This is a genomic window from Pseudanabaena sp. Chao 1811, assembly GCF_027942295.1.
In the GTDB taxonomy this organism is placed as follows: domain Bacteria; phylum Cyanobacteriota; class Cyanobacteriia; order Pseudanabaenales; family Pseudanabaenaceae; genus Pseudanabaena.
Map to the genome: position 1 here is coordinate 1,853,908 of NZ_CP101416.1, position 24,466 is coordinate 1,878,373.

The following is a 24,466-nucleotide window of genomic DNA, read 5'->3' on the forward strand; positions in this document are numbered from 1 at the left end:
ACTAACGATTTCCCTTACTCAAAGCCGCCTCAATCCGACTGATGCGGACTGCATAGTTCTCAATGCCTCGACCACGGCGATCTTTGCGTCCTGCGGCATGAAGTCCCACAATATGATAAGCACCATCGATTTTACTAATCAGAGCTGAACCTGAAGCCCCAGAATTAGTATCGCAATCATGAACGAGCATTCCATCGGTTTCTCCCAAGATACTGCATTGCCAATGGACACCTGCGGTGTTGCCCTTACCCGTGGTTAGATTGCGGTAGACTTTGGGATCAGGGTAGTCGCCTGAATAACCTGCCACAGATATTTTATTCTTGGCATTCTTTAAAACTGCTAAAGGAAGCGATCTCCATTTGAGAAAGCCATACTTGTTACCTAAAGGCTTATCCAATTCCAAAATTGCCCAATCATCTTCGCTTTCAAGGGCTGGATTTTTGGTTCCCGTGAAAATATTTTTGACTATTGCAACATCAGCCCTTGTGCGTAAACGACCATTGATCAAGTTTGGTAAAAAGAAAATTCTGCCAAAAAATTTATTTTTTTCATAGACACAGTGGGCATTGGTTAGTACCAGCGATTTACTGATCAAGGTTCCTGTGCAGGAATACTCTTTGCCCAGTTCACCAATCATTACAATTTTGCCTACCGTAGACCAAGGGTATTCACGGCTGAGCATGGGCAAACGTTGATCTACGCCAATTACCGCCCGATCTTGTCCGATTGGAGACTCCACCTCCTGCAATTTGGTGGGAATAAATCCATCGAGATTTGTCTGTATCTCCTTAAGGTCATTAATCTGGGTGGGGGCGATCGCCTCCTTGGGTAACAAATCTGAAAGAGGCTGTGCCACAACAGGAGCATAGGCTAGCCAGTTTAATAGCCCAGCCATCACCATTCCCAATACCAATCCGATCCCAACTTTCCACTTCCTGATTTTCATCACTTTAAGCTCTGTTTCTTTTCAGTTAGTTATTGCTTAGTTTAAGCCAAGACTGAAAAAAACAAATTTAGGTTGCAAATTTTGCAACCATCACAAATATGCAATCTGATATAGCTATAGTCACTTGTATAGGGAGTGGCGGCGTAAAACGCCGCCACTCGTCTTCTGGGTTTGTGGCTTAAGACTGGCGACAGCTATACTTTCAAACCGATAAAAGCGCCCCTAAAAAGTTGCTTTCGTCAGTAACCGTCCCTGAGATGTCAGCATTGCGTAAATCTGCCCCACGTAAGTCTGCTCCACGCAAGTCTGCCCATTTTAAATCTGCATGTTGCAAATTTGCCCCGCGCAAGTCTGCCCCACGCAGATTTGCATGTTGGAGATTGGCATGACTGCAATTGGAGCCATTCAGGGCAGCACCACTAAAATCTACCTGCGACAATTCGGCTTCCACAAGATAAGCACCTCGCAAGTTCAAACCTGCAAAGTTACGCTGTCCAATTTGGTATTGATTGAGCAAGGTATTGGCAAGGTTTGGAATAGGGGACGCGGCGAAATTAGCGATCGCATCGGTTCCTGATGACACTATTGCAGATGTTGTCGATGGCTCAAAATGCAATCCATTCGATAAAATGTGAGAGAGGCGATCGCCTAATTCTTCAATAATTCGTAATACGCCAATAATCTTGCCCTCAGCATCATGGACGAGGACCGTGGACATACTAATGCTGATCCAACTACCATCACGAATTTCAATATCCATCTGCACCCGATCTAGGGGTTTACCAGCCAAGGTATCAAGGATCGCGGCTTGTAAGCCCATCACCTGAGAGTCAGAATTACCTTGAAATGGATAACCCAAAGTGGCGATCGTATTTAATGAGAAGAGCTTTTCAGCCGCCGCATTACATAACAATATTTTCCCCTCAGGACTTACAATATCGATCGCCACAGGCACTGCCTTAATTACCGCTCTCAATAGTTCATTAGTGCGTTGCAAGCTCGATTCAGCTTCACCTCTTTCACTAATATCAATACATACGCCATCCGCCAGCACATCCCCTGAGTCTGTACGATAATAGCGCGTGATATTTTGCACCCATTTCACTTCACCAGAGAGTGTAATAATCCGAAACTCATGGCGGAAGGTCGCTAGTTTATCAAAACCTGCCTGAATCAGAGCTTTAAATTGATCGAAGTCTTCAGGATGAATGAAATCCAGCAGTTGGTAGGGATTAGAAATCGCATATCGGGGTGCAATGCCAATCAGATCGATTAAGCCATCATTAATAAATGGAATCGCAATAGTTCCATCAGGTTTCATCGCTAGACGATAGATAGTCGCAGGCATACTAGAAGCGATCGCATCTAATCGCAGATTACTTTCTTGCAATGCTGACTCTGTACGCTTTCGTTCTGTAATATCGCGGGAGTTAATCACTAATCCCTGCACATTCGCATCCTGCAAAAGATTACAGCAAACTGACTCTAGATAAACCCAATTACCATTAATATGCTGATGGCGCATCACAATCGGCGTAGATACAGATAGAGAATCAACTGATTGGGCCAAAAATTCTTGAAAAATTGGGAGGTCTTCAGGATGGATGAATTTGATAAATTTCTTGTCCATCACATCTTCAGGGGCATATCCTAAGGTTTTAAAGATCGCAGGACTACAATAGTGAATTGTTGTATCAATATCGAGAATATTCACGATATCTGAAGAATGCTGCATCATTGCGCGCAGTTTTGCTTCATTACGGGCAAGGTTGCGAGAAATACGTCGTTGTTCTTCTCTCTCTACCCGAACTTGACGATCCATCAGGTTGAGTTTGGCATTCATTTCTGCAACCCGAATCTCTAGGCGTTGATGTGATTGCTGGATTTTGTCAGCTTCCTGTTTGCGTTGGGTCATGTCTTGAATCCACCAACGCATTCCAATCACTTTGCCATCAAGAGCGCGAATGCTAATAATCGTAAAGCTGGCATCAAAGGGTTGACCTGTCGGAAACTGCATCCGAAAGTCCAAGCTTTTAATATTTTGTCCTCTTTGCAACTGTCCAATCAGGCGTTGGAATTGCTCTTTATAGGAAGGATAAACGAAGTTTTCTAGGTTTTTGCCAATCGGTTGCGAACCAAACATCAAGGTTGCGGCACGGTTAGCAGCAGTGATATCGCCATTCGCATCGGTGACAAAATAGCCATCAGGGGCAAAGTCAAAGAGTTCACGGTAGCCCTCTAATTCTCCTGCCAGTGATCGATAGGAATTTTCTAGTTCTGTTAAGCTAGATTGCAGAACGTTAATAGTGTTGCTAAAAGAAAGATTTTTCTCCTCAATTTCGATAGAAGATGTTGCGGGTAATGCTGCAATATTCTCTAGCTCATGCAGTTGCTGAATCGAGTTTGCAAGTAATTCAAGACTAAGGTGCATTCCCATATACGATCCATCTTTTAATCAGTCTTCTAAGACTTATAGTATAGCAATATCAAATCTCAAGATTAGAAGGAGTCTTTGTCCAGAGCCTTACAACATTTTGTGATGAAGTCAACCCCAAACTTTGATTAGAAGTGCCACCAAGTGGCATTTCCTCCCAAAATCTTCGGCTCTATTCTGAATTAACGTAAGTGCGATATAGCCATGCCCAAAGTGGTAAGCATCACTTTGCGATTCTTACCACTTTGGGCAAACTGACGTTGATTAGGAATTTTTACTTATTAAGGTATGTATGGATGGTGTTTGGCATCATCCATACTCAACCTGTTGATGCCTAACGATTGCGATTATGGTGAGAATCTATATGCTCGGATCTGTTGGCTTGAACAGGCTTGGCAACAGCTCTACTAGATTGTTTCTTCTGTGGTTGATTAGGTGATTTGCTTGGTGCAGATGACGTTGATTTGGCGATCGCACTATCCCTTTGTCCACGACGAGGTTGATGCTTCTGTTGCCGTCCCATAATGATTGGCTCAGGCTTAGCACGAGGATCAGGATCAAAGCCATCAACGACTTCTTGGGGTAGCGATCGCTTAATGAGCTTCTCGATATCTGCCAGAAACTTACGCTCATCGACACAAACCAATGAGATCGCCTCCCCTGACAAGCCAGCACGTCCTGTACGACCGATGCGATGCACATAGTCCTCTGGCACATTGGGCAACTCATAGTTAACCACATGGGGAAGTTCGCTAATGTCTAAGCCCCGTGCGGCGATATCAGTGGCGACTAATACTTGCAAGCTACCATCCTTAAATTTACCAAGGGCACGAGTCCGAGCAGCTTGACTCTTGTTCCCATGAATCGCCATCGCGACGATGTCATCTTGGTGCAATTGCTTCACAAGGCGATCAGCTCCATGCTTAGTGCGCGTAAACACTAAGACCTGATACCAGTTATTAGTTTTGATCAGATGGGTGAGTAACTCACGCTTGCGATCGCGATCGACAGGGAAAATTCGCTGCGTCACTAAATCGGCAGTGGCATTCTGACTAGCAACTTCGACGAGAACAGGTTGATTGAGTAAGGTACTGGCAAAAGCTTTAATCTCATTGGAGAAAGTTGCCGAGAAGAGGAGATTTTGGCGTTGTTTTGGTAATAGTGCCAAAATTCGCTTGATATCACGAATGAAGCCCATATCCAACATGCGATCGGCTTCATCTAATACTAAGATTTCGACCTTGGACAAGTCCAATCGTCCTTGCTGGACATGATCCAAGAGACGGCCGGGGGTGGCGACTAAAATCTCCACCCCACCTCTTAGGCGATTAATTTGAGGATTAATATTCACCCCACCATAGATCACCATCGATGTGAGGGGCAGATGTCTGCCGTAGGTCTGGACACTTTCTTCGACTTGGGCAGCGAGTTCACGGGTAGGCGTGAGGATCAGAGCGCGGATCGGAATTTTGCCAGTTGGCGATCGCTTAACTGCTTTGTTAGACAATAAATGCAAAATTGGCAGTGTAAATCCTGCGGTTTTGCCCGTACCCGTTTGAGCGCCCGCTAGTAAATCTTGCCCTGAGAGAACAACGGGGATCGCTTGCGACTGAATCGGTGTGGGCTGGGTATAGCCGCGTGCAGCGACAGCACGGACAATTTGCTCAGATAAACCTAGAGCTGAGAAACCTTTGGCTGATGCGGTTGGGTCAGAAGATTTATGGGGTACAGAAGATTTCTTGACAGGAAAGGTAATTGAAGAAGAAGACATAGAACTCCAAATTTTTGATTCGGTCTGTCGCTGTTAGCGTTGCCATTTGTAGTCGTACCAATTCCTAGAGGTGTTGCGACATTTCTAAGAATCTAAAACCTTACAGAAAAATTAATCAGGGGGATTTTAAAGCTTCAACAGGAATGCTCCCATTGTTGAAAATTGGTGTCAGACGGATCAGAGACAGAAATATATAACGTGTCAGCAGTATCAATAATTGGGAGCCGATACTGTAGATTTAGATTTTAGCAGAGGTTTGGGGTTTATAGTGACTTTGCTGCATCATCTGCCACGATTTGACGTTCAGGAAAATAAAGAACTGATTTTTGTGGCACGGCGAAGCCGAGCCACAAAAATTAAAGCTTTTTAGGCGATCGCATTAGTCTGCGTGATTTTGAGGAGAGCCGTAGTGAGTTCCTCAATGCGAATTGGCTTACTAATGTAATCATTCATTCCTGCTTCTAGACAGTCTTCCCGCGCTTCACCTACAGCATGGGCAGTCATCGCGACAATCCAAGGCTGGGACTTGTAATTAAGACGGATGATTTTTGTTGTTGCTATTCCATCCATATCAGGCATTTGGATATCCATAAAAATTACATCATAAACCTTTTGATTGAGCTGCTCTAAAACTTCCAATCCATTGCTAGCGAGGTCAATGTTGTAACCAATCTTTTTGAACATAAAGAGAGCCAACTTTTGATTTACTTGGTTGTCCTCAGCAACTAAAATCTTTAAAGCTGATTTCTCAGCAGTAGCGATCGCTAATTTTGCCCTTTGGTATGGAGAATCAAAGGGGGATGATAATTCCGCAGCATCCATCAAAATCCTGAAGTAGAATGCAGAACCCTGCGCTAAGTTTCCATTTGAAACCCAATTTAAAGGTGGATTGCCCCCAATATTACCAAGACTCTCCACCCAGATTGTTCCTTCCATCAATTCCACTAAGCGTTTGCAAATCGCCAAACCGAGACCAGTACCACCATATTTACGACTAATCGAAGCATCGGCTTGGGTGAAGGGTTGAAATAGTTTATTTAAGAGATTACGTTCGATCCCAATCCCCGTATCCGTAATCGCAAATGTGAGTTCTTGTTTGCCCTGTGAATGTTTTTGGCTACTAACTGCGATCGCAATATTACCTTGCTGCGTAAATTTAATCGCATTCCCAACCAAATTCAGTAAGATTTGGCGCAGGCGGGAATTGTCTCCCAGTAAGGTGTTAGGAACATTTTCGTCTATATGGTAGCTAAGATTAATCTCTTTTTGTTGAGTTTGTCCAGTGAGAAGGCTGCATACAGATTTCAAGTTATCTTCTAGCCCAAAGACACGTTCTTCTAGCTCTAACATTCCTGCTTCAATCTTAGAGAGATCGAGAATGTCATTAATTAGCGTCAAGAGAGCATCACTACTATATTGAATAGTCTGCACTAAATCCTGCTGTTCCTCCGTCAAAGTCGTCATTGACAGCAACTGGGTCATCCCCATCACCCCATTCATCGGAGTCCGAATTTCATGACTCATATTCGCAAGAAACTCACTCTTGGCTTTGGTGGCGGCTTCAGCATCTTCTTTTGCCTGAGCTAAAACAATCTCAGCAGCCTTGCGATCGGTAATATCGCGAATCAAACCCACTCTAATCCGTTTCTCTCCGTCTTGAATAAAGGATTCTGAGAGTAAGGCAGGGAATGAACCGCCCTGTGCTTTCTGCATCACAATCTCGGACTCGATCGCACAGTTTTGTCCCCGACATGGATCGCCTATATCGACCTTTAGGTCTGGTTGTCCCAAGATCTGCATGGTTTGTCCTATGAGGTCTTTGTCCTCAAGGTTACAAATTTGTTTAAGGGATTCATTAATAAACAGTAATTTCCCTTCTAGATCAGCAATATAAATGCTGTCTTTGGCACTTTGCATCGCATGATTGAGAATTCGTAACTGCTCCTCTGATTGCTTACGGACAATTACCTTCGATACAGTAGCAGGCAAAATTTTGAGGTACTTGAGTTCGGGGTCTTTAATCAAATAATCATAAGCACCTTCATTCATTACTTTGGCAGCAGTTTCCTCATCACCAGTCCCTGTAGCGATGATAAACGGGCAGTTTTTTGCCTTAAGCAGATCAAATAGTTCTAGCGATGTTCCATCCTTTAAGGAATGATCAAGGATGGCAATATCAAAGGAATGTTCCGCTAAAATACTCTTGGCTTCCGATAGAGAACGTGCTGCTACATAGTCATAGGGCAATCCCTCTTGCTTGACAATTCGGGCAAAAGCGAGGCGATCAATCTGATCATCCTCAACGAGGAGCACCCTGATCAGTGGAGATAGTGAGTCATTACAATCTGGGGTCAGCATTTTTACCTTGTCTTATGACATAGATAGAGGTATCCATTAGTGGTAGTCATGGTTAGGCAGTACAAAACACTACCTAACCCTAAAATTCTCTTTAGCTCTATACAATTGAGAGTGGAGACTCGCTCAAACTCCAGTATTGATATATTACCTTCAGATGTTCGACAAATTCAGGGTAGCTTAATGGTTTGACAATATATCCTGCTACACCTAATGCAAAACTTGCTAAACGGTCTTGCTCTTCTTGAGAAGTTGTGAAGACAACAACGGGAATAATCCGCCAATGGGGATCATTTTTAATAATTTGCAGAAATTCAATACCATTCATCCGTGGCATATTCAAATCCAGAAAGATGAGCGCTGGTTTCGGTTCTTTGGGGTCTCGTAAAAACTCTAGAGCTGCTTCACCATCATGCCTCACATAGAGTGGGTTATGGACATGAATTTCTTTTAACCCACGTTTGAGGGTCATGATATCAATGAGATCGTCTTCTACTAACAAAATCGGGTCGCAACTTCTCATTGTTTTAGCCTTAATCCTTAGTATGTATCAAGCAATCTGGGTATTGTGAAGAAGAACGTACTACCTTTACCATACTCTGAAGCTACCCAAATTTTACCACCATAAATTTCGATGATCTTCTTGACGATCGCTAGACCAACACCTGTACTTTCAGATGAGTCACGGGTAGTCAGCGTTTGAAAAATTTGAAAAATCTTATCAAAATGTCTTGCTTCAATGCCAAGCCCCGTATCGCTAACGTAAAATTCCCAGAAGCCCTGTCTTTCAGTATGACCCAGCCGAATTTTTCCCTCTGGCTTACCCATATACTTGACAGCATTACTTAGTAAATTTTGAAATACTTGTTGCATTTGCGTCTTGCCTGCGAACACCATTGGCAACTCTGTTTCGATCGCAATCTCTATGCCAACGGGCAGTGCAATTAGATCAATCACCTCTATAAGCAAATCTTGGAGATTGACGACACTTTTCTCTTCTTGCACCCTGCCTACACGGGAATATTGCAAAATGCCATCGATCAGGTCACTCATCCGTCGCACCCTTCCACCTAACAGATGCAACATCTCTTGTCCCTCTGAGTCAAGGCGATCGCCATAGTCCTGTTCTATCCAAGTGGCGATGGAAGCTATCCCCCTTAGAGGAGCCTTGAGATCATGGGAGACAATGTAGGCAAAGTCTTTGAGTTCTTGGTTAGCTGTGGCAAGCTCAGACATTAGTTCGAGTTGGCGGTTTTCAAACTGTTTGCGATCAATGGCATGGAGAATTGCTCGCTCCAATAAAATTGTGCTGAGCATATGTCCTTTTTCGAGATAGTCCGATGCGCCACTTTTCATCGCCTGTTGATCAATCTCGTGATCACCAAGTCCTGTGAGCAACACAATCGGCTTATTACATCCGATTTTAATTGCTTCTTGCAACAGTTCTAGACCATTCTCTTTCCCAAGACGATAATCGAGCAGATAGACATCATGCTGATTTTTGCTAATCTCTTGCAGTCCTAATTGAAAGTTGTCTACCCAGTCAAGCTGGAAATCAAACTGTTCTGCCTCAACTAAAAAGTCACGAGTAACAACATAGTCATCCTCGTCATCATCTACTAATAAAACTCTGCACTTTGCTCGCACCATAGTTTTTTGAATAGCTATAGCCCCATAAGTGAAGCAATAAAACCGAGAAGAGAGTTGCGGCGCTTTGCGCCGCAACTCTCTTCTCGGTTTTGGTTTTGTCTTAACATAACTGGCTACTACTATATCTCTGCTATTTCTAGTTTTTATCGGGCAATTCCACAATCTCAAACCAATATTTCCCAAGTGCTTTAATAATTTGCACCATAGACTCAAAGATCACGGGCTTGGCAATAAAGGAGCTGACACCAAGATCGTAAGTGCGGAGAATGTCCTCCTCAGCCTTTGATGTGGTCAACACCACTACAGGAATTTGTCTTAGTGCGGGATCGGACTTAATTTCTTTTAATGCTTCCCTGCCGTCTTTGCGGGGCATATTTAAATCCAACAAAATTAAACTGGGTCGTGGGGAAGTTTTGGGATCGTGATATTGACCACGATGCTGTAAATAATCCATCAGCTCTTCCCCATCACAAACAAAATGGAGATCGTTTGCAAGGCGATTTTCTTCTAGGGCATCTTGCATCAGCATCCGATCATCTTCATCGTCTTCAGCAACCAAAATTGTGACTGCTTTGCCTTTTTTAGTCATAATCTTCTATTGTGGCTTGTTTGAGGGGTAGGGTAATAATAAAGGTTGCGCCTTGGTCGATTTGGCTTTCGACTGAGATCATACCACCATGCCGTTCGACGATTTTTCGACAAATTGCCAGACCAATTCCTGTACCTTCGTAGGCATTGCGTCCATGCAGACGTTGAAACATCTGAAAAATGCGATCGCTATATTTTTGGTCAAGTCCGATCCCATTATCAATAACACGGATCTCGCAAGCATCCCTATCATCTTGGTGAGTTTGGCTAGCACGAATCTGGATAATCGGAGCAACATTTTCCTTCCGAAACTTGATTGCATTACTAATCAGGTTTTGCAGCAGTTGCCGCATTTGGCTTGGCTCCGCTTCAATCACTGGTAATGAGTCAAACTCCACAATTGTTCCTGTTTGCTCGATCCTTACCTCTAGATCCGAAAGCACGCCTTCGAGGATCTCGTTGAGGTTAATCGCCACAAAGGACTGTGCCTTAGTAGTCACCCGTGAAAAGGCTAATAGGTCATTGATCAACACTTGCGCTCGGTTAGCGGCATTGAGCATCCTTGCTAGGTAATCTTTTCCTTTGTCGTTGAGGATATCTCCGTTAGTGGTTTTGAGCCGATCGCCAAAGGCTTGAATTTTGCGGAGTGGTTCCTGCAAATCATGGGAGGCGACATAGGCAAAGTCCTGCAACTCTCGGTTATTTAGCTCTAAGCGCTCGGTCAATAACCGCATTTCTTGCTCTGCCCGTTTGCGATCGCTAATGTCTTGGCTAATTGCCAAAAACTGATAGGGAACACCTTGTAAATTGAGTAATGGCACAATCGTGGTATCGATCCAATATAGTGATCCATCTTTGGTGCGATTACGGATGTCTGATCGCCAATCTTGTCCACTGGTAATGGTTTGCCACATCTCGGCAAAAAACGCTGGGGGATGATATCCCGAATTGAGAAGGCGATGGTTCTGACCGATTAATTCTTCACGGTTGTATTTAGAAACCTCACAAAATTTATCATTTACATAGGTGATTTCACCTCTAATGTCGGTAATAGCAACAATGGCACTGCGATCGAGGGCATATTTCATGTCCTGCAAATTGAGCAAGACGGCATCGAGGTAGCGACTCTTCTCCCGTAACTCAAGCTCTACAACCTCTAGCTCCATCTGTTTATAAGCTCTGAGTTGACCAAATACCGCCGCAAAGTTATTGCCTAAAAAACCGATTTCATCGCTGGGTAAATCTGGTAGAGCAAAGTCTTCGGTTTGAGTACTTTGGATGATCGCTTCGTTGAGATTGGCTAAAGGACGCAATACTAATTGTTGAATCAACCAAACGAGAAAGAGCAAAATTATGCCCGTACCAATTGCCATCGTCAGTGTAGAAGATAGAAAACTCTGTCTCGTATCCTGCTCCATTTGATTGAGATCCATAATGGCGATCGCTACACCTCGCTTTCCCTTTTTCCCAAATAGCAAACTACTAAAGGGTAAAACCTCCACCACGACAGGTTTACCCTGTAAGGTGGTGCGCAGATGCAATTCTTTACCCAGTTGTGAGGATTGGTTGACATCCGCTGCGAGGGATGGGCGCATCTCAGCATAACGAGTACCCATACTAAAGGACCGACTATGGGCGATTAAAATCCCATCGGGATCAACAATGGAGACTTCAAGCACCGTGGGCAGCGTGGCATAGTTTTGGACAATCCGTCCTAATAAAATTGTTTCCTTGATTTCAATTAATCCCTCAGAGGCAAATTCTAGTCCTCGTGTAATCGATTCGGCACGTTGTTGTACCTGTTTCTCTAAATCCTGCCGCAGAGATGAGTAAGTTACCCACAATGTCCCTAACCCAATCGTAACTAGAGACAAGCCAAAACCAATCAACAGTTTTTGCGCTAAATTTCGTTTAATGAGGGACGGCAGCTTTTTCACGATTTTTCGATGATGTTGGTTATGTTTGCCAAGGGGCGATCGCTGTAGTCAGTGGTATCGCATTAATTGCCACAAACATAGCAGAAGTTTGTAATTTACCCACGCAAAACTACAGACTTTAAATCGCAGTTGTCTCATGAAAATAGTTGTAATCTAGATAGCGATGTCCATCTTTGCCCATGTGAATTACATCCACAAAACGGCGATCGCATAAAATTTGCGATGCTGAATACATATGCCGCGCATGAATCGTTCCCTCAATCGTTTCATCAACACCCGTCAGCGAAACCAGAACTTGAGCATTTAATCGCAACATTGTTTCCTTATCCATACTGTAGAGAGGACTAGTTTGGTCAATGGTATGCATTACTGTCCATGACAGCAAAAATACAGGGGAATGATCGCGAACTAATTTCAGTTCATGTAAGCGTCGCATCATTTGCCCCTCCGCCGTGATTTCATCAATCATCAAATAAACTCTTAATCTCGCCTCTAGAATGTTATTACGCCGTTCATTAGCAGTGCGGAACATGAGTGTCGGAACGCCATTGTAGTTATGAATAGTTACTACATGGCTAAACATCACGCGGGAAGAGGATTTGGCAAATCGAGTAAAGGCAATTCCCGTAATCACAGCAAACAACATTAAGCTAGCGATCGATTCTAAGGTGACAATGAGATTGGCATAAAGAGTTTGAGGATTCATTACTCCATACCCAATGGAAGCAAGGGTCTGCACACTAAAGAAAAAAGCTTCCCCAAAATTTACTTCTTTCATACCAGCGATCGCATTTCCATCTAGTAAATAGAGGACGGCAAATACAGCATTAAGAAAGATGTCAAATCCGACCACGATCCCCAAAAAGCCAATCCAAGGAACTGTCAACAAAAGATGATAGGGATCGCGCAAATAGGATGACCAATTATTACCACCGACAACTTGGAGAACGCCATCACGTTGTTCTAGTTTGAGTAAAGGTCGATGCAGCTTACGTTTGATTCCCATATTCTGAATTGCCTCCAGAGGCTAAGTAGAACTCACACAACCATGTTAAAGCTAACAATGAGAAGTGGCACAATATACCACCTCCCAAAAACCATATTGTTGTGCCATTCGAGTAGCAGGTGGCACAACAATATGGGTTTGGTTGATAGCTATGCGGAGACACTTAATTTATTTTGATTTATTTTGCCTTCTGCCTGTGGGGCAAAATGGCTTTGTTGTCCAACAGAAGCGTTGGGTAGTTGAACGTACTTTTGCTTGGTTTTCTGGCTTTTGGAGGTTGACTAGGGAATCTGAACTTTTAAATGATGTGAGGCGCTTTGCGCCTCACATCATTATTCTTCCTAAAAGAAAAGGTCTAATCCTGATTCTGTGCAGGCAGTTTCTAACAACTCGCTGCTGAGGTTGAGTTCCATTGCCCATTTTTATAAATAATCAAAATCTAAGCGATCGCCTTGTAATTTCAACACACCCAAAACATCGCGCCATTGTCTCTGTGACTCATTCTTAGTCATGCGATACCAGACTAATTTTTGTAAAATAATATCTTCTGGGGTTGGTAACACCAACATTTGATCTGGATTTTGTCTGACTAATTGAGATCGGCGACGTTGAAACTCCATTTGAGGGAAGGGGCTATCTTGAAGAATAAAAAGATCTACTTTGCCGAGAGATTCATTATCAATCAAATTAAATGAGCGTTTGAATCTAATTGCATCCCGAACTGCGTTTTCAGAGACATAAAATCTTGGTTGTAGAGATTGTAGCAATGGAACTACTTTTTCTATTTCTAGATCAACAAAAATATCAACTCCTTCAGTAGATCTTATTTCACCAAATAGCACACTTGCTAATGAGCTACCGACAAAGTATTGAATATCTAGTTTCTCAAGAATTGAAGTGATCTCTAGAGCTAGCTCAATCGGATTGAGTAGATTGAGAAATCTTCTATTTTGAGCAATATCATGATATGTAGAATTTGGAAAAGCTGATTTTAGGGTAGCTCTAGCAAATTCATAGCGTAGTGTCTCAATGCTTGCATCGGGACATCTCTGCTGGATGCCGCCTAAACAAATTTCTAGAAGTCTTTGATACCAATTTGTAAATCCTTCAACTCTTTGCACTAGCGTCAAAGACTTCCGCAAATTAAATAGATATATTTCTGCATCAATACTAGTATCGATAGATTGAGCTTCTTTATAGCCAATAGGTAATGACGCAGCTTTATCGAGCATAGACTTTAGAAGGTACTTATATATTCAGCGATCGCCTCTGGATAAATGATATGTTCTTGAACTTGGATGCGTTTTTGTAAATCTGCGAGAGAGTCTTCAGGGAGTACAGGAACTGCTGCTTGTTTGAGGATTTTGCCACTATCGACTTCGAGGCTCAGCAAATGCACTGTACAGCCCGTGATTTTCACACCATAGTTAAAGGCTTGCTCGATCGCATGAATACCTTTGAAACTTGGTAACAAACTGGGATGAATATTCAGAATTCGTTCGGGAAAGGCATCGATTAACACTTGGGTGACGATTCGCATCCAGCCTGCCATAATCACTAGCTCGACATTGTATTGCTTGAGAATATCGATGATTGCCAGATCGAGAGCTTTGCGAGATTTGTAATCGCGATGATTGACTAGAATCGCAGGAATACCAAACTTTTCTGCACGTTGACGCGCAAAAGCATCAGGTTCGTTATAGATCACGACAGCAATTTTGGCTTTCAGCTTTCCATCATGGATGGCTTGCGCGATCGCCTCCAAATTACTACCACTTCCCGAAGCTAATACGGCTAACACCTTTACGCTCACAAATCTTCGATGCCTCTAAACAAGTCCAAACAAAAAATGCAGACACAAGTTTATACCAATTCATGAAAGTGTGGTCACACTTTCATGAATTAAAAACCAAACCTATAGCAGTCTTAAATCATTTGTAGATTTTGGGGTTTGTGGAAGCGCACCCCTTCGGGGTGCGCTTCCACAAACCATTTAGGATTGCTATAGTCAGCTTTGGTACTATATAGGAGCAGAGCTTCATTTTTAGCTGCCACTATAACGCTTTGATCTTGCCATGACTACCCTATCGGAAATGCCAATTTCTACACAGAAATCAGGCGATCGCCATCCTACTTATCCCCTCAGCATTGCGCCTATGATGGATCGCACCGATCGCCATTATCGATATTTCATGCGCCAGATTACGCGACGAACTTTGCTCTATACGGAAATGGTGACGAGTGCCGCAATTAAGCATGGCGATAAAGACTATCTTTTGGGCTTCTCGTCTGCGGAAAATCCCCTTGCCTTACAGGTTGGCGGCGACAATCCTCAAGACCTCGCTGAATGTGCGCGGATTGCCGCAGCGATGGGCTATGACGAAATTAATTTGAATGTGGGATGCCCAAGCGATCGCGTCCAGAGTGGACATTTTGGCGCTTGCTTAATGAAAACTCCCCATCTAGTTGCGAAATGTATTGAGGCAATGGTTGCGGCGACGCAGATTCCTGTATCGGTCAAGCATCGGATTGGGGTTGATGATTTAGACGGCTATGAGGATATGCAGAACTTTGTACGCATTCTCTCAGAAGCTGGTTGTCAGCGTTTCTCAGTCCATGCGCGAAAGGCATGGTTACAGGGGCTTAGTCCCAAGGATAATCGCGAAATTCCACCTTTGCGTTATGCCGATGTGCATCGATTAAAGCAAGAGTTTCCACATTTATTTATTGAAATTAATGGTGGGTTTACGACTCTAGAGCAAGCCCATGAGCATTTGCAGTACGTTGATGCGGTGATGATTGGTCGCGCTGCCTATGACAATCCTTATCTCTTTGCAACTAGCGATCGCGAGTTCTTTGGTGATGAGTCACCGATTCGTAATCGAGTGGAAGTTGCTGAGGCAATGATTCCCTATATCGATGCATGGACTGGTAGGGGCTTGAAGTTAAATAAAATCACGCGCCATATGTTGCAACTGTTTCATGGTCAAGCTGGTAGCCGCCTTTGGAAACGCATTCTCACCGATAAATCCTGCATTACTGGCGCAGGTTCTGAGGTAATCCGCGAGGCAATTAGAGCAGTTACGGATTTAGATTCATCCTCCCGCGTAGCGGGAGGATGAATCTATGCTTAAAATCCATTGCCAATTAGAATAAAGGCTGACCAGTAATAGGGATGATTGAATTCAGATTTGGGACTGCGAATTAGAGATAGTTGCGCTTGGCGCAAGCTCTCCACTTTGGAGAATTTCTCTTTTTGTAATTCTCCATAAAAAATATCCATCAGGGCTTGAGTACCGCCATCGGAAACAGTCCACAACGATGCGATCGCGGCTTTTGCCCCTGTTCTTTGCATTTGATACCCAAAGCCTAAAATCTCTTCGCCGCCGCCCACTACGCCGCCTAAAGCCGTTTGGCAAGCGCTTAATACCACTAAATCTACCGCAGGCATTTTCAGATTTTGGATTTCGCGGAGACTGAGGCGATCGCCATTGCCGAGAAGAATAAAAGATTCTTCGGGTTTGCCACTGACAAATGCTGCATGGGTAGCGAGATGGATAATGTTGTAACTGCTCTTTGGTTCGATGATTTCATTGCGCTGAAACGATGAGTTAAATAACTTGGTCGTATTAGGAATAATCGCACCTAAATTTTCAACTTCTTTCCCCGCAAAGGGTAAACCTGTAAAGGCAAATTTTTGCTCGCCGACATTAAACTCATACTTGCCTTGACTAAAGGCAGCCGCAATTACATTGGGCTTGAAGGCAGTTTGCGAACCGAGGCGGAATAAATTAATTGCCGTGATGTGATTAATGGCATAATTCTCAATCAACCATTGCTTGCCGTCGTAGAGAGCGGCTAGGGGAATATAGCGTAACTGTCCATCGGGGGCGTAGATAATTGTTTGGATTTGATGTTTTTGCAGATCTGCGGCAATCGGCTTAATCATCCATTCATAAAGTTTCTTGCCTGAATCTTGAACGTCAAAGGAATTGGCATCTTGGAGGTCATTGCGAAAAGTAGCGATCGCACTTTGCAATTCAGTTTGACTAATTTTGATGGTGCGATGGATAGGGGGAGTATCGGGAATAAATAGAACGAGTTCGAGGCGATCACCTAAAATTAAGGGATAAAATAAGGCTGTCCTTTGGGGAAACTGGGCTGTTTGAATGAGGCTTTTTAAACGTTCTTGGAGACTGAGATAAGCCTTAAGTTTGAGGTTGTCTGCGATCGCATTTTGTTGCAGATTTTTCTCGATGGTCTGCACATTATTGCTATCAAATAAACTGACCAATTTTTGATTTGCCTCTAGTTGGATTTTGCTGATTTCCGCAATTCTTGCTTGTTGAGTGTCATTGGGATTGGGCAGCTTACGCAGTGAGTCCAATTCATTATTAAAACTATTGGCTTGGGATTCAACTTCAGCAATTAGTTTGGATAGAGATTGTTCCTGTGGCAATAGTTCGATTCCCTGAGCGGTGATGTCATTGCCCTTAACATCTTGGAGATAGTCTTGCAATTCTTGGACTTTGAGCAGATCTAGTACCTGTAAAGCTTCCATGACTCGCCTCTGTTCTAACAGCATACTTGCTAGACCTCGATAGATGTCAGACACGGACTGTTTAAATGCGTTCTGATCTTCACGGGAGAGACTGCGGATATCTTTACGAATTGACTCACGGACATTCACTGACAGCTTATAGAAATAAATGGCAAATTCCATACGTCCCTGCTCTGCCATTAAACCACCCATATTCCCAAGGGCAATACTTTCACCACGCCGATTTCCTGTTTGGCGATCCAATTGTAAGGATTGCTGATAGGTGGCGAAGGCTTGGTTGGGCTTGCCTTGGTATTTGGAAACTAGACCAATATTATTGAGGATGGTGGCTTCAGTGACGCGATCGCCAACTTTTCTGACCACTACTAGAGCTTTTTGGAGGAAATCCATCGCATCGGCATACTTTGTCTGATCGATCGCGATCGAAGCAAGGTTATTGAGGGTGACAGACTGGGAGCCGAGATCCCCTGTATCTAAGGCTAATTGAAAAGCTTGGAAGTATGATTCTAAGGCTTTGTCAATTTCCTTGAGGCGGCGATAGGCGAGACCGATATTACTGAGAATTGATGATTGAGCGCGTAGATCTTTTCTTTGCTTAGCGATCGCCAATGACCGACGGAAAAAATCTAGTGCTTTGTTGGGTTGAGCTAAGTTGTTATAGAGTAGTCCAATACTATTCAGGGTATTGCCCTCATTGCGGCGATCTCCAATTTCTTGGTTAATCGCTAAGGCTTGTTGATAGAACTGGAGCGCTTTGGCATAGTCACTGAGCTTCCGATAGACTGCCCCGACATTGCGTAAAGTATTTCCTTCTTCTTTACGATTCCCCTGTTCGCGCCAAATTTTCAGAGACTGCTCATAAAATTCTAAAGCTGTTTTCGGTTGCCCAATCGTATCGTAGGCATAGCCCAAATTATTCAAAGTTACACCTTCCCCCAATGGATCGCGAATGGATTTGCGGGTAGATATTGCCTGCTCATAAGAGGCGATCGCACTGCGAAAGTCTCCAAGTTTTTCGTAGGTTTTGCCAATATTATTGATTATTCTTCCTAATTGTTTGAGATCCCCCATTTGTTTAAAAAGAGTTAGGGTTTGCTGGCGATAGTTCAGGGATTCGGAATATTTCTCTAAATCACTATAAATATCACCAACTGTTTTTAGTGTAAGTGCTTCCCAATAGGTTCTACCCATAGACCGAAATATGGGTAAAGCTTCGAGATATTTAGCGATCGCCTGCTGCTTTTGCTGACTATTGCCATCATTAATTTTTGTCGCTTCCATAAAAGCAACTTCCGCCGCAATATATTTACGATCTGCATCGGTTGCAATGCGTAAGTCCTCAATCGCAAAGCTAAATTTCCCCGATAATTTCGGATCTAAAGTCTTGATAACTAGTTTATATTCCCCTGAAACCTTCGCGATCGCGGATATCACCTCTGTACCTTCATCTTCATTCGGACTATCGGAATTAGCGATTTCTTTCCCCTCTGGGCTGAATAGCGTCACCACTAGATCAATTCCCTGCTGTTGTACCAGAATCCGTACAAACTGCCCAGACTGCAAAGCGATGGGAAAACTACGGGACTCACCATTTTGAATTGTTTGAGTTGTTGCTGTTTGGGCAGTTGTTGGTGATGGAGCAATAATTACTGACGGCAAAAAGGAACTAGTTACAATAATTGAGGTGGCGAGAAGGTTATGGAGATAAGTTCTCTTGATTTTGAAGTAATTAGTTCTAGGCTGCTGAATCATGGCAATTGCTATCCTAATGTGCTTATAGCGGTTTTCATTTTGCCGTAGTCAAAATGAAAACCGCAAACCCTTACTGTGATTCTTTTTCGTTTTACAAATGAGTGCATATTCATTTGTAAAACGCTATAGGAGACGAATCAAGTGATGGCATCTAAAAATTCTAAGTAGCTCAGCATCGTTAGCAACTAAACCCATATTGTTGTGCCGTCCGCTACGCGGACGGCACAACAATATGGGTTGTAAGCTTACTTATGCTTAACTACTTATAATCTTTGCAGCTTTTTATTATATCGGTGGTAATTATGACAATATCTTCATCATCTCGTATGGAGATTCTCTCAGATCTAATGTCAGAATTAATCGAAATTTTGCGCGATCGCCAAGGTGATACATGGGCAGCAATCGTCCGTATTGCCTCTGGTAAATCTGCCACCATTGCGATCGATGATACTCGTCTTTATCTACAAGCAGAAGGTGGTCAGGACTTAAAGATCACAATTACTGAAGCCGAACCTGAAGCGAATAATTCCTTTGAGAGTACAGGTGAAGCTTTGCGTGATGTTATGTTTGGTAGATCTTCCCTTGATAAAGCTGTTGCCTCTGGCAAAATCTTTATCCGTGCTGGTTTTGGTGACTTATTGAAGATCCGTGCGGTTGTGGCTTCAGTTCTGACAGATGCTACTAATGAGCCAAGATTACAAAATCTGTGGGAAAGGTTTGAGCGGGAATGGTAGTCCCAAAAGAGAGTTACACCACAACTCTCTTTGAGAAGAGGGATTATGTAATCTTACTCAAAATGGAAAGAGTTCCAAATCCAATGAGAATGATCCCGCTTCCCCAGTTGAGCCAACTTGACCAACGCCGCAATTCTAAAAACTGTTTGATGATGCCCGTAAATGTTCCTGCGATCGCTAAAGGTAGTACTGAGCCGATCGCATAGGCTAACAAAAACTCTGTGCCGACAAGTAAGTTGCCTGAGCCTGAAACCCAAGCTAAAAGTGTGACTAATACTGGTGTGCTGCAAGGGGAAGCGACAAAGCCAAAGGATAAACCGATTAATAGCGATCGCAATCCCTTGGGCAGATTTTGCGATACTTCCCAATTACCAAAGCTGGGCAAGCGCAAAGAAATTACTTCCAATAGCTGTAATCCCATCGCGATCGCAATTATTCCCATCACCACTGACCAGCCCCAAGCCGTCTGCCCATAGATTTTGCCAAGCAAAGCCGCCGCTAGTCCAAAACCTGTCAGAGTGATCGCAAATCCTAAACAGAACCAAGCGGACTGTAGCGCCGCTTTCCATGTGCTTTTTGACTCATAGCCGCCAATATAGCCAATGGTGAGTGGCAACATCGATAGGGTGCAGGGGGTGAGACTAGTGACTAGTCCTGCTAAAAATACGACTCCCACACTTGTCCATGAGGCTTGATTGAGTTGGCTATTTACCAAAGCATCGGCCCATTGCTCAAGTTGATAAAACCAGTTGGGTAGCGATCGCGCTAAAGTTTCGATAAATTGCAGCATATTCGGGTAGTGATCTAGTAGGCATGATGGATAGAGTCAAGTGCTAACCATCATGCTTTGAAAATATATTGTTAGAAAATATTGTTAGAAACGATCTATTAATTTGTACTTGGTATCATGATTCGGTTTTGCGCCTTCACCACAGGTGCGCGGAGTTGGCAAAATTTTGGTGGGATTAGCAATCCCTTGTGGGTCAAATGCCTCACGCACCCATTGCATCGTTTCTAAGTCTGACTCGCTAAACATCTCTGGCATATAGCATTTCTTATCCGCACCGATGCCATGTTCGCCCGAAATGCTACCACCTACGCGCACACAGAGTTTGAGGATCTCACCGCCTAATTTTTCTACGGTTTCTAAAGCACCAGCTTCGGCATTGTTATACAAAATTAATGGATGTAAATTCCCGTCTCCTGCATGGAAGACATTGGCAACATAGTAGCCATATTCTTCACTCAGTCTGGCAATCTCTTGTAACACATAGGTCAACTTGGTGCGGGGAATCACACCATCTTGCACATAGTAGTCAGGACTGAGACGACCCATCGCTGCAAAGGCTGCCTTTCTACCCTTCCAAAGTCTGAGCCTTTGTTCAGGATCGCTAGCCGTAGTCACATTCCTAGCTCCATTTTGATAACAAATAGCTTCGACTCGTTTTGCATTTTCAGCAACTTCACTCTCTAAGCCATCAATCTCAATTAAGAGAATGGATGCTGCGTCACGGGGATAGCAATTGGTGGCAACTGTATCCTCTACGGCATTGATGCTCATGTTGTCCATGATTTCCATTCCCCCCGGAATGATGCCAGCACTGATTACGTCAGACACAGTTGAGCCTGCGGCTTCTACGGTGGTGAAATCTGCTAAGAGTACTTGGATGGATTCCGCCGATTTGAGAATCTTTAATGTAACTTCGGTGGTAATGCCAAGGGTTCCTTCGGAACCAACGAAAATGCCCGTGAGATCATACCCCGGACTTTCGGGGATTTTGCTGCCGATATCTTTAATTGAGCCATCGGGTAATACTATTTTTGCCCCCAGCACATGATTGGTCGTCACCCCATATTTTAAGCAATGCACTCCCCCTGAGTTTTCGGCAACATTACCACCGATAGAGCAGATGATTTGGCTAGAAGGATCGGGAGCATAGTAGAAGCCTGCACCACTGACAGCTTGCGTCACCCAGTTATTGATTACCCCCGGTTGCACGACTACGCGCTGGTTTTCGAGATCAACTTCTAAGATCTTTCGCATCCGTGAGGTAATAATCAGTACGGATTCAGGTAAGGGTAACGCGCCCCCTGATAGCCCTGTCCCCGAACCCCGCGCCACAAAGGGAAGTTTGTAGCGATCGCATATTTTTACAACTGCTGCTACTTCCTCAGTAGTATTCGGCAAAACAGCGATCGCAGGTTGTTGTTTGTAGCTGGTCAGTCCGTCACACTCGTAGGCGATTAGCTCTTCGCGAGTACGGACAACATAGCGATCGCCAACAATCTCGATAAAGGCGTTAGCGATCGCTTGCCAATCAATAGGTTGTGATGATGCGGTTTGAGGAATAGTAGCGATCGCAGTCATGTTGTAAGGTCAAAGTAACAACTAAATTTTATCCTACAGCGCTTTTAGACATAAAGCCCAAAAGAGAGTTATAGAGCATACCGCAACTCTCTTTTAGGCTTTGGGTTTCCTAACACAATTGGCTACCGCTATAATTAACGTCAGTTCGACGAAGGCGGAAAATGGTAAAAATCGCTAAGCGATTTTTACCATTTTCCGCCACTTGTGCGGCGCGAAGCGCCGTTATCGAACTCACGTTATAATTAACACATAGAGCGTTAGTTGAGATTATGGCTATTTTTGCTGCTGTGCAAACTCCCGAAAAAGTTAAAGATACCGTGCGGGAAATAGTACGCAAGCCTTACCCCAAATATAAGGTCATTGTGTTGAATGACGATTTCAATACTTTTGAACATGTTTCTGAGTGTTTAATGAAATACATCCCAAACATGACGGATGATCTTGCTTGGGAATTAACCAATCAAATCCATTTTGAAGGCTTAGCGATCGTTTGGGTGGGACCAATGGAGCAGGCTGAGCTTTATCACGCGCAGTTAAAGCAATCGGGCTTAACGATGGCTCCTCTCGAAGCTGAGTAAGCCAATAATCTTTTGAAGCTAGTTCGGATAAAAATCTTGATTAAGAATTTGCACGGTGTTATAGGGACATATTGATGGTAAGTCCTTCTTGTCGAAAGGTGTTTCTTTGACAACAAGAGCGATCGCTTGTTTGTAGGATCTAGCGATCGCTTCTTCGACATAGGGCTTGAGACTAGGGTTATCAACTAAAAGCTCTTGAATTTCCTCGCGCTGTAAGTCAATGGTGATACGCCAACTTTTGCCTCGTAGTTGGGGTTGGTATTCCCACTTGAGTAAATGCCCAATCAAAACTCCAAAGCGATTGCGTAATTCCTGTTGCTGTTGCTTACCCAAGGATTCAATCTCCTCCGCCAAATTCTCTAAATCTAAACCCTGTAATTGTCCAAGACGTAGCAATTTTGCTTGTTCCTGTGTCCATCCGTAAAAGTCTTGTTCGTAACTATTGACAGAGTGATGAGAAGTCAGATTAGGCAAATCACTTGTATTTAGCATCATGACACCTCTGTTAGTCGTTTTTTGGCTGAGATTGCGAGAAACACCACCCATACTTATATTCTAATGACTTTTATGCTAAGGACTTTGTAGAACTTGGGTTTCAGTTAATAGTGACCCAATGGTATCATTTCTGCTTTGATATAGATCTTCCATTCCAAGATTGAATTTACCAGAACTATCCGTGCTTCTGTGTTTTGCGACGACGGGCAGCAATGCGCTTTGCAAGAGCAAGCATTTGATCGTTAACAATTGCTCCGCCAGCGTCGATCTCTTCTAGGAGTTTCTTCGCAGCAAGCCCTGAAACAGGTTTAGATTGGGTATGGAGAGGATATTTCATGACAGGGTGATAATCTCTACAGGTTCATCATAACAAGTGAAAAAAGCAGCAAATGCCCAAAAGTTGAAGGCGATCGCAAAAATCGTCACGATTATTTGTCAATAGGTGGATGTAGCCCTGCCATAAGGAGCAATCTTCGCATATTGAGAACTCCAGATCGATTCAATTGAAGCGCGTTGATAGTAGCCCTTGCGATCGCGGTTAATCCAACCACCCGAAGAAAGTCATCACTCCAAACAAAATTATCTCGCCAATTTTGCCGTCTTGGATTGTAAAGAGATACAACTTCTCTACTGACTGGATCTAGCGCTTGGATTTTTGTATATTTGTGTCCGTTTCATCCACCACAGGAGAAGGCTAAGTTCTCTAAATCTGTTTTTCCATCTTCAGCGATCAGAATAATATGGTCAATCACAAATGGCTGTGCGGAATAGTCCATAGAACTTCGACAATATTCACAGAGACGATTGGCGCGTTCTATGATTTGACGCTCCTCTATGGCAGTGATGTATCGTCTAGACATGGACTGGTTGAGGATGAATATCTAACTGTTGCATCAGTTCGGGTAAGGAAATATTCCGTAATTGTGCTAGTTGGATCAGATGTTGTAGGCGATCGGCATCATTTTGTTCAACAATGTCGATAAGTTTGAGTAGTTCTTGATGTTCGTTAGGGGTGATCACTCCCAATCGCATTTTTTCGCTTAAGCCGTTGTATTGCTGTTGTACTTCGTCGGGTAAGGTTTGATTAATCTTTTGCAGTAGTTCGATTTCTATTGCAGGTAGATTAGGCTTTTGGCGATGTGCAAGCACCTGTCGAACTTGAATGAGTAGTTTTTCTAAGTCAGGTGTATCTAGTTGCGCTACTCCAGCAAGTAGTTGATCGAGTTCTATGCTGATCTCTGATTTAAACTGAACTGTAGCCATGTGTGCTGACCTTTGACAGGTTGTAGAT

General features: G+C 43.5%; 22 protein-coding genes and 1 pseudogene. 5 read left to right on the top strand and 18 right to left on the bottom strand.

Going from position 1 to position 24,466, the window contains the following annotated elements; translation table 11 throughout:
* Position 1: 1 nt before the first annotated feature.
* On the bottom strand, positions 2-946 hold the full coding sequence (locus tag NMG48_RS08635) for a trypsin-like serine peptidase (RefSeq protein ID WP_271254846.1): 945 nt from the start codon (positions 944-946) through the stop codon (positions 2-4).
* Positions 947-1,148: 202 nt separating this feature from the next.
* Complete coding sequence (locus tag NMG48_RS08640; protein WP_271254847.1) at positions 1,149-3,383, bottom strand: PAS domain S-box protein; 2,235 nt, start codon at positions 3,381-3,383, stop codon at positions 1,149-1,151.
* A gap of 188 nt (positions 3,384-3,571) precedes the next feature.
* Between NMG48_RS08640 and NMG48_RS08645 the strand changes: the two genes are divergently transcribed.
* The gene (locus NMG48_RS08645; protein ID WP_271254848.1) at positions 3,572-3,718 is read left to right on the top strand and encodes a hypothetical protein; all 147 of its coding nucleotides are present in this window, start codon (positions 3,572-3,574) and stop codon (positions 3,716-3,718) included.
* Here the strand turns inward: NMG48_RS08645 and NMG48_RS08650 are convergent.
* The 7 genes from NMG48_RS08650 to NMG48_RS08680 form a co-directional block, all read right to left on the bottom strand.
* Positions 3,715-5,151 carry a DEAD/DEAH box helicase gene (locus tag NMG48_RS08650; protein ID WP_271254849.1) on the bottom strand — a complete coding sequence of 479 codons (1,437 nt, stop codon included), beginning with the start codon at positions 5,149-5,151 and terminating at the stop codon, positions 3,715-3,717. The genes NMG48_RS08645 and NMG48_RS08650 overlap by 4 nt on opposite strands.
* 366 nt (positions 5,152-5,517) lie before the next feature.
* The gene (locus NMG48_RS08655; protein ID WP_271254850.1) at positions 5,518-7,509 is read right to left on the bottom strand and encodes a response regulator; all 1,992 of its coding nucleotides are present in this window, start codon (positions 7,507-7,509) and stop codon (positions 5,518-5,520) included.
* Between the two features lie 97 nt (positions 7,510-7,606).
* Complete coding sequence (locus tag NMG48_RS08660) at positions 7,607-8,029, bottom strand: response regulator (RefSeq protein WP_271254851.1); 423 nt, start codon at positions 8,027-8,029, stop codon at positions 7,607-7,609.
* Between the two features lie 17 nt (positions 8,030-8,046).
* On the bottom strand, positions 8,047-9,156 hold the full coding sequence (locus NMG48_RS08665) for a hybrid sensor histidine kinase/response regulator (protein WP_271254852.1): 1,110 nt from the start codon (positions 9,154-9,156) through the stop codon (positions 8,047-8,049).
* Between the two features lie 136 nt (positions 9,157-9,292).
* Entirely contained in the window at positions 9,293-9,745 is a 453-nt protein-coding gene (locus NMG48_RS08670; RefSeq protein WP_271254853.1) for a response regulator, read from the bottom strand.
* Positions 9,738-11,681 carry an ATP-binding protein gene (locus NMG48_RS08675; protein WP_271254854.1) on the bottom strand — a complete coding sequence of 648 codons (1,944 nt, stop codon included), beginning with the start codon at positions 11,679-11,681 and terminating at the stop codon, positions 9,738-9,740. Before NMG48_RS08675 ends, NMG48_RS08670 begins: the two co-directional genes overlap by 8 nt.
* 118 nt (positions 11,682-11,799) lie before the next feature.
* Positions 11,800-12,687: an ion channel gene (locus NMG48_RS08680; protein ID WP_271254855.1), complete on the bottom strand. Its 888-nt coding sequence runs from the start codon at positions 12,685-12,687 to the stop codon at positions 11,800-11,802.
* 208 nt (positions 12,688-12,895) lie between these two features.
* Here NMG48_RS08680 and NMG48_RS21690 point away from each other — a divergent pair.
* Positions 12,896-13,087: pseudogene (locus NMG48_RS21690) on the top strand (hypothetical protein); the annotation flags it as partial.
* 22 nt (positions 13,088-13,109) lie between these two features.
* On the opposite strand, the gene NMG48_RS08685 reads toward NMG48_RS21690, so the two are convergent.
* Both NMG48_RS08685 and purN read right to left on the bottom strand, forming a co-directional pair.
* Entirely contained in the window at positions 13,110-13,919 is an 810-nt protein-coding gene (locus NMG48_RS08685; protein WP_271254856.1) for a hypothetical protein, read from the bottom strand.
* Positions 13,920-13,924: 5 nt separating this feature from the next.
* A complete protein-coding gene (gene purN, locus NMG48_RS08690; RefSeq protein ID WP_271254857.1) occupies positions 13,925-14,500 on the bottom strand; it encodes a phosphoribosylglycinamide formyltransferase in 576 nt (191 codons plus the stop codon).
* Positions 14,501-14,762: 262 nt separating this feature from the next.
* Here purN and dusA point away from each other — a divergent pair, with 262 nt between their 5' ends.
* Entirely contained in the window at positions 14,763-15,809 is a 1,047-nt protein-coding gene (dusA, locus tag NMG48_RS08695; RefSeq protein ID WP_271254858.1) for a tRNA dihydrouridine(20/20a) synthase DusA, read from the top strand.
* Positions 15,810-15,817: 8 nt separating this feature from the next.
* Here dusA and NMG48_RS08700 read toward each other — a convergent pair whose 3' ends face one another.
* Positions 15,818-19,000 carry a CHAT domain-containing protein gene (locus NMG48_RS08700; protein ID WP_271254859.1) on the bottom strand — a complete coding sequence of 1,061 codons (3,183 nt, stop codon included), beginning with the start codon at positions 18,998-19,000 and terminating at the stop codon, positions 15,818-15,820.
* A 302-nt stretch (positions 19,001-19,302) separates the two neighbouring features.
* On the opposite strand from NMG48_RS08700, the gene NMG48_RS08705 reads away from it, so the two are divergent.
* Positions 19,303-19,734, top strand: a complete 432-nt coding sequence (locus tag NMG48_RS08705; RefSeq protein ID WP_271254860.1) for a hypothetical protein — start codon at positions 19,303-19,305, stop codon at positions 19,732-19,734.
* Positions 19,735-19,777: 43 nt separating this feature from the next.
* On the opposite strand, the gene NMG48_RS08710 is transcribed toward NMG48_RS08705, so the two are convergent.
* The gene (locus NMG48_RS08710; protein WP_271254861.1) at positions 19,778-20,524 is read right to left on the bottom strand and encodes a cytochrome c biogenesis CcdA family protein; all 747 of its coding nucleotides are present in this window, start codon (positions 20,522-20,524) and stop codon (positions 19,778-19,780) included.
* An 84-nt stretch (positions 20,525-20,608) separates the two neighbouring features.
* On the bottom strand, positions 20,609-22,102 hold the full coding sequence (glcD, locus tag NMG48_RS08715) for a glycolate oxidase subunit GlcD (protein WP_271254862.1): 1,494 nt from the start codon (positions 22,100-22,102) through the stop codon (positions 20,609-20,611).
* A 269-nt stretch (positions 22,103-22,371) separates the two neighbouring features.
* Between glcD and clpS the strand changes: the two genes are divergently transcribed.
* The gene (gene clpS, locus NMG48_RS08720) at positions 22,372-22,680 is read left to right on the top strand and encodes an ATP-dependent Clp protease adapter ClpS (protein WP_271254863.1); all 309 of its coding nucleotides are present in this window, start codon (positions 22,372-22,374) and stop codon (positions 22,678-22,680) included.
* Positions 22,681-22,698: 18 nt separating this feature from the next.
* Here clpS and NMG48_RS08725 read toward each other — a convergent pair whose 3' ends face one another.
* From NMG48_RS08725 to NMG48_RS08740, 4 genes are all read right to left on the bottom strand, one after another.
* The gene (locus NMG48_RS08725; RefSeq protein WP_271254864.1) at positions 22,699-23,175 is read right to left on the bottom strand and encodes a DUF29 domain-containing protein; all 477 of its coding nucleotides are present in this window, start codon (positions 23,173-23,175) and stop codon (positions 22,699-22,701) included.
* A gap of 175 nt (positions 23,176-23,350) precedes the next feature.
* A complete protein-coding gene (locus NMG48_RS08730; protein ID WP_271254865.1) occupies positions 23,351-23,512 on the bottom strand; it encodes a hypothetical protein in 162 nt (53 codons plus the stop codon).
* Positions 23,513-23,849: 337 nt separating this feature from the next.
* The gene (locus NMG48_RS08735) at positions 23,850-24,035 is read right to left on the bottom strand and encodes an HNH endonuclease (RefSeq protein WP_271254866.1); all 186 of its coding nucleotides are present in this window, start codon (positions 24,033-24,035) and stop codon (positions 23,850-23,852) included.
* Positions 24,028-24,438 (bottom strand): hypothetical protein, encoded by a 411-nt coding sequence (locus NMG48_RS08740; protein ID WP_271254867.1) that lies wholly within the window; start codon positions 24,436-24,438, stop codon positions 24,028-24,030. The genes NMG48_RS08735 and NMG48_RS08740 overlap by 8 nt, the downstream gene beginning before the upstream one ends.
* Positions 24,439-24,466 lie beyond the last annotated feature (28 nt).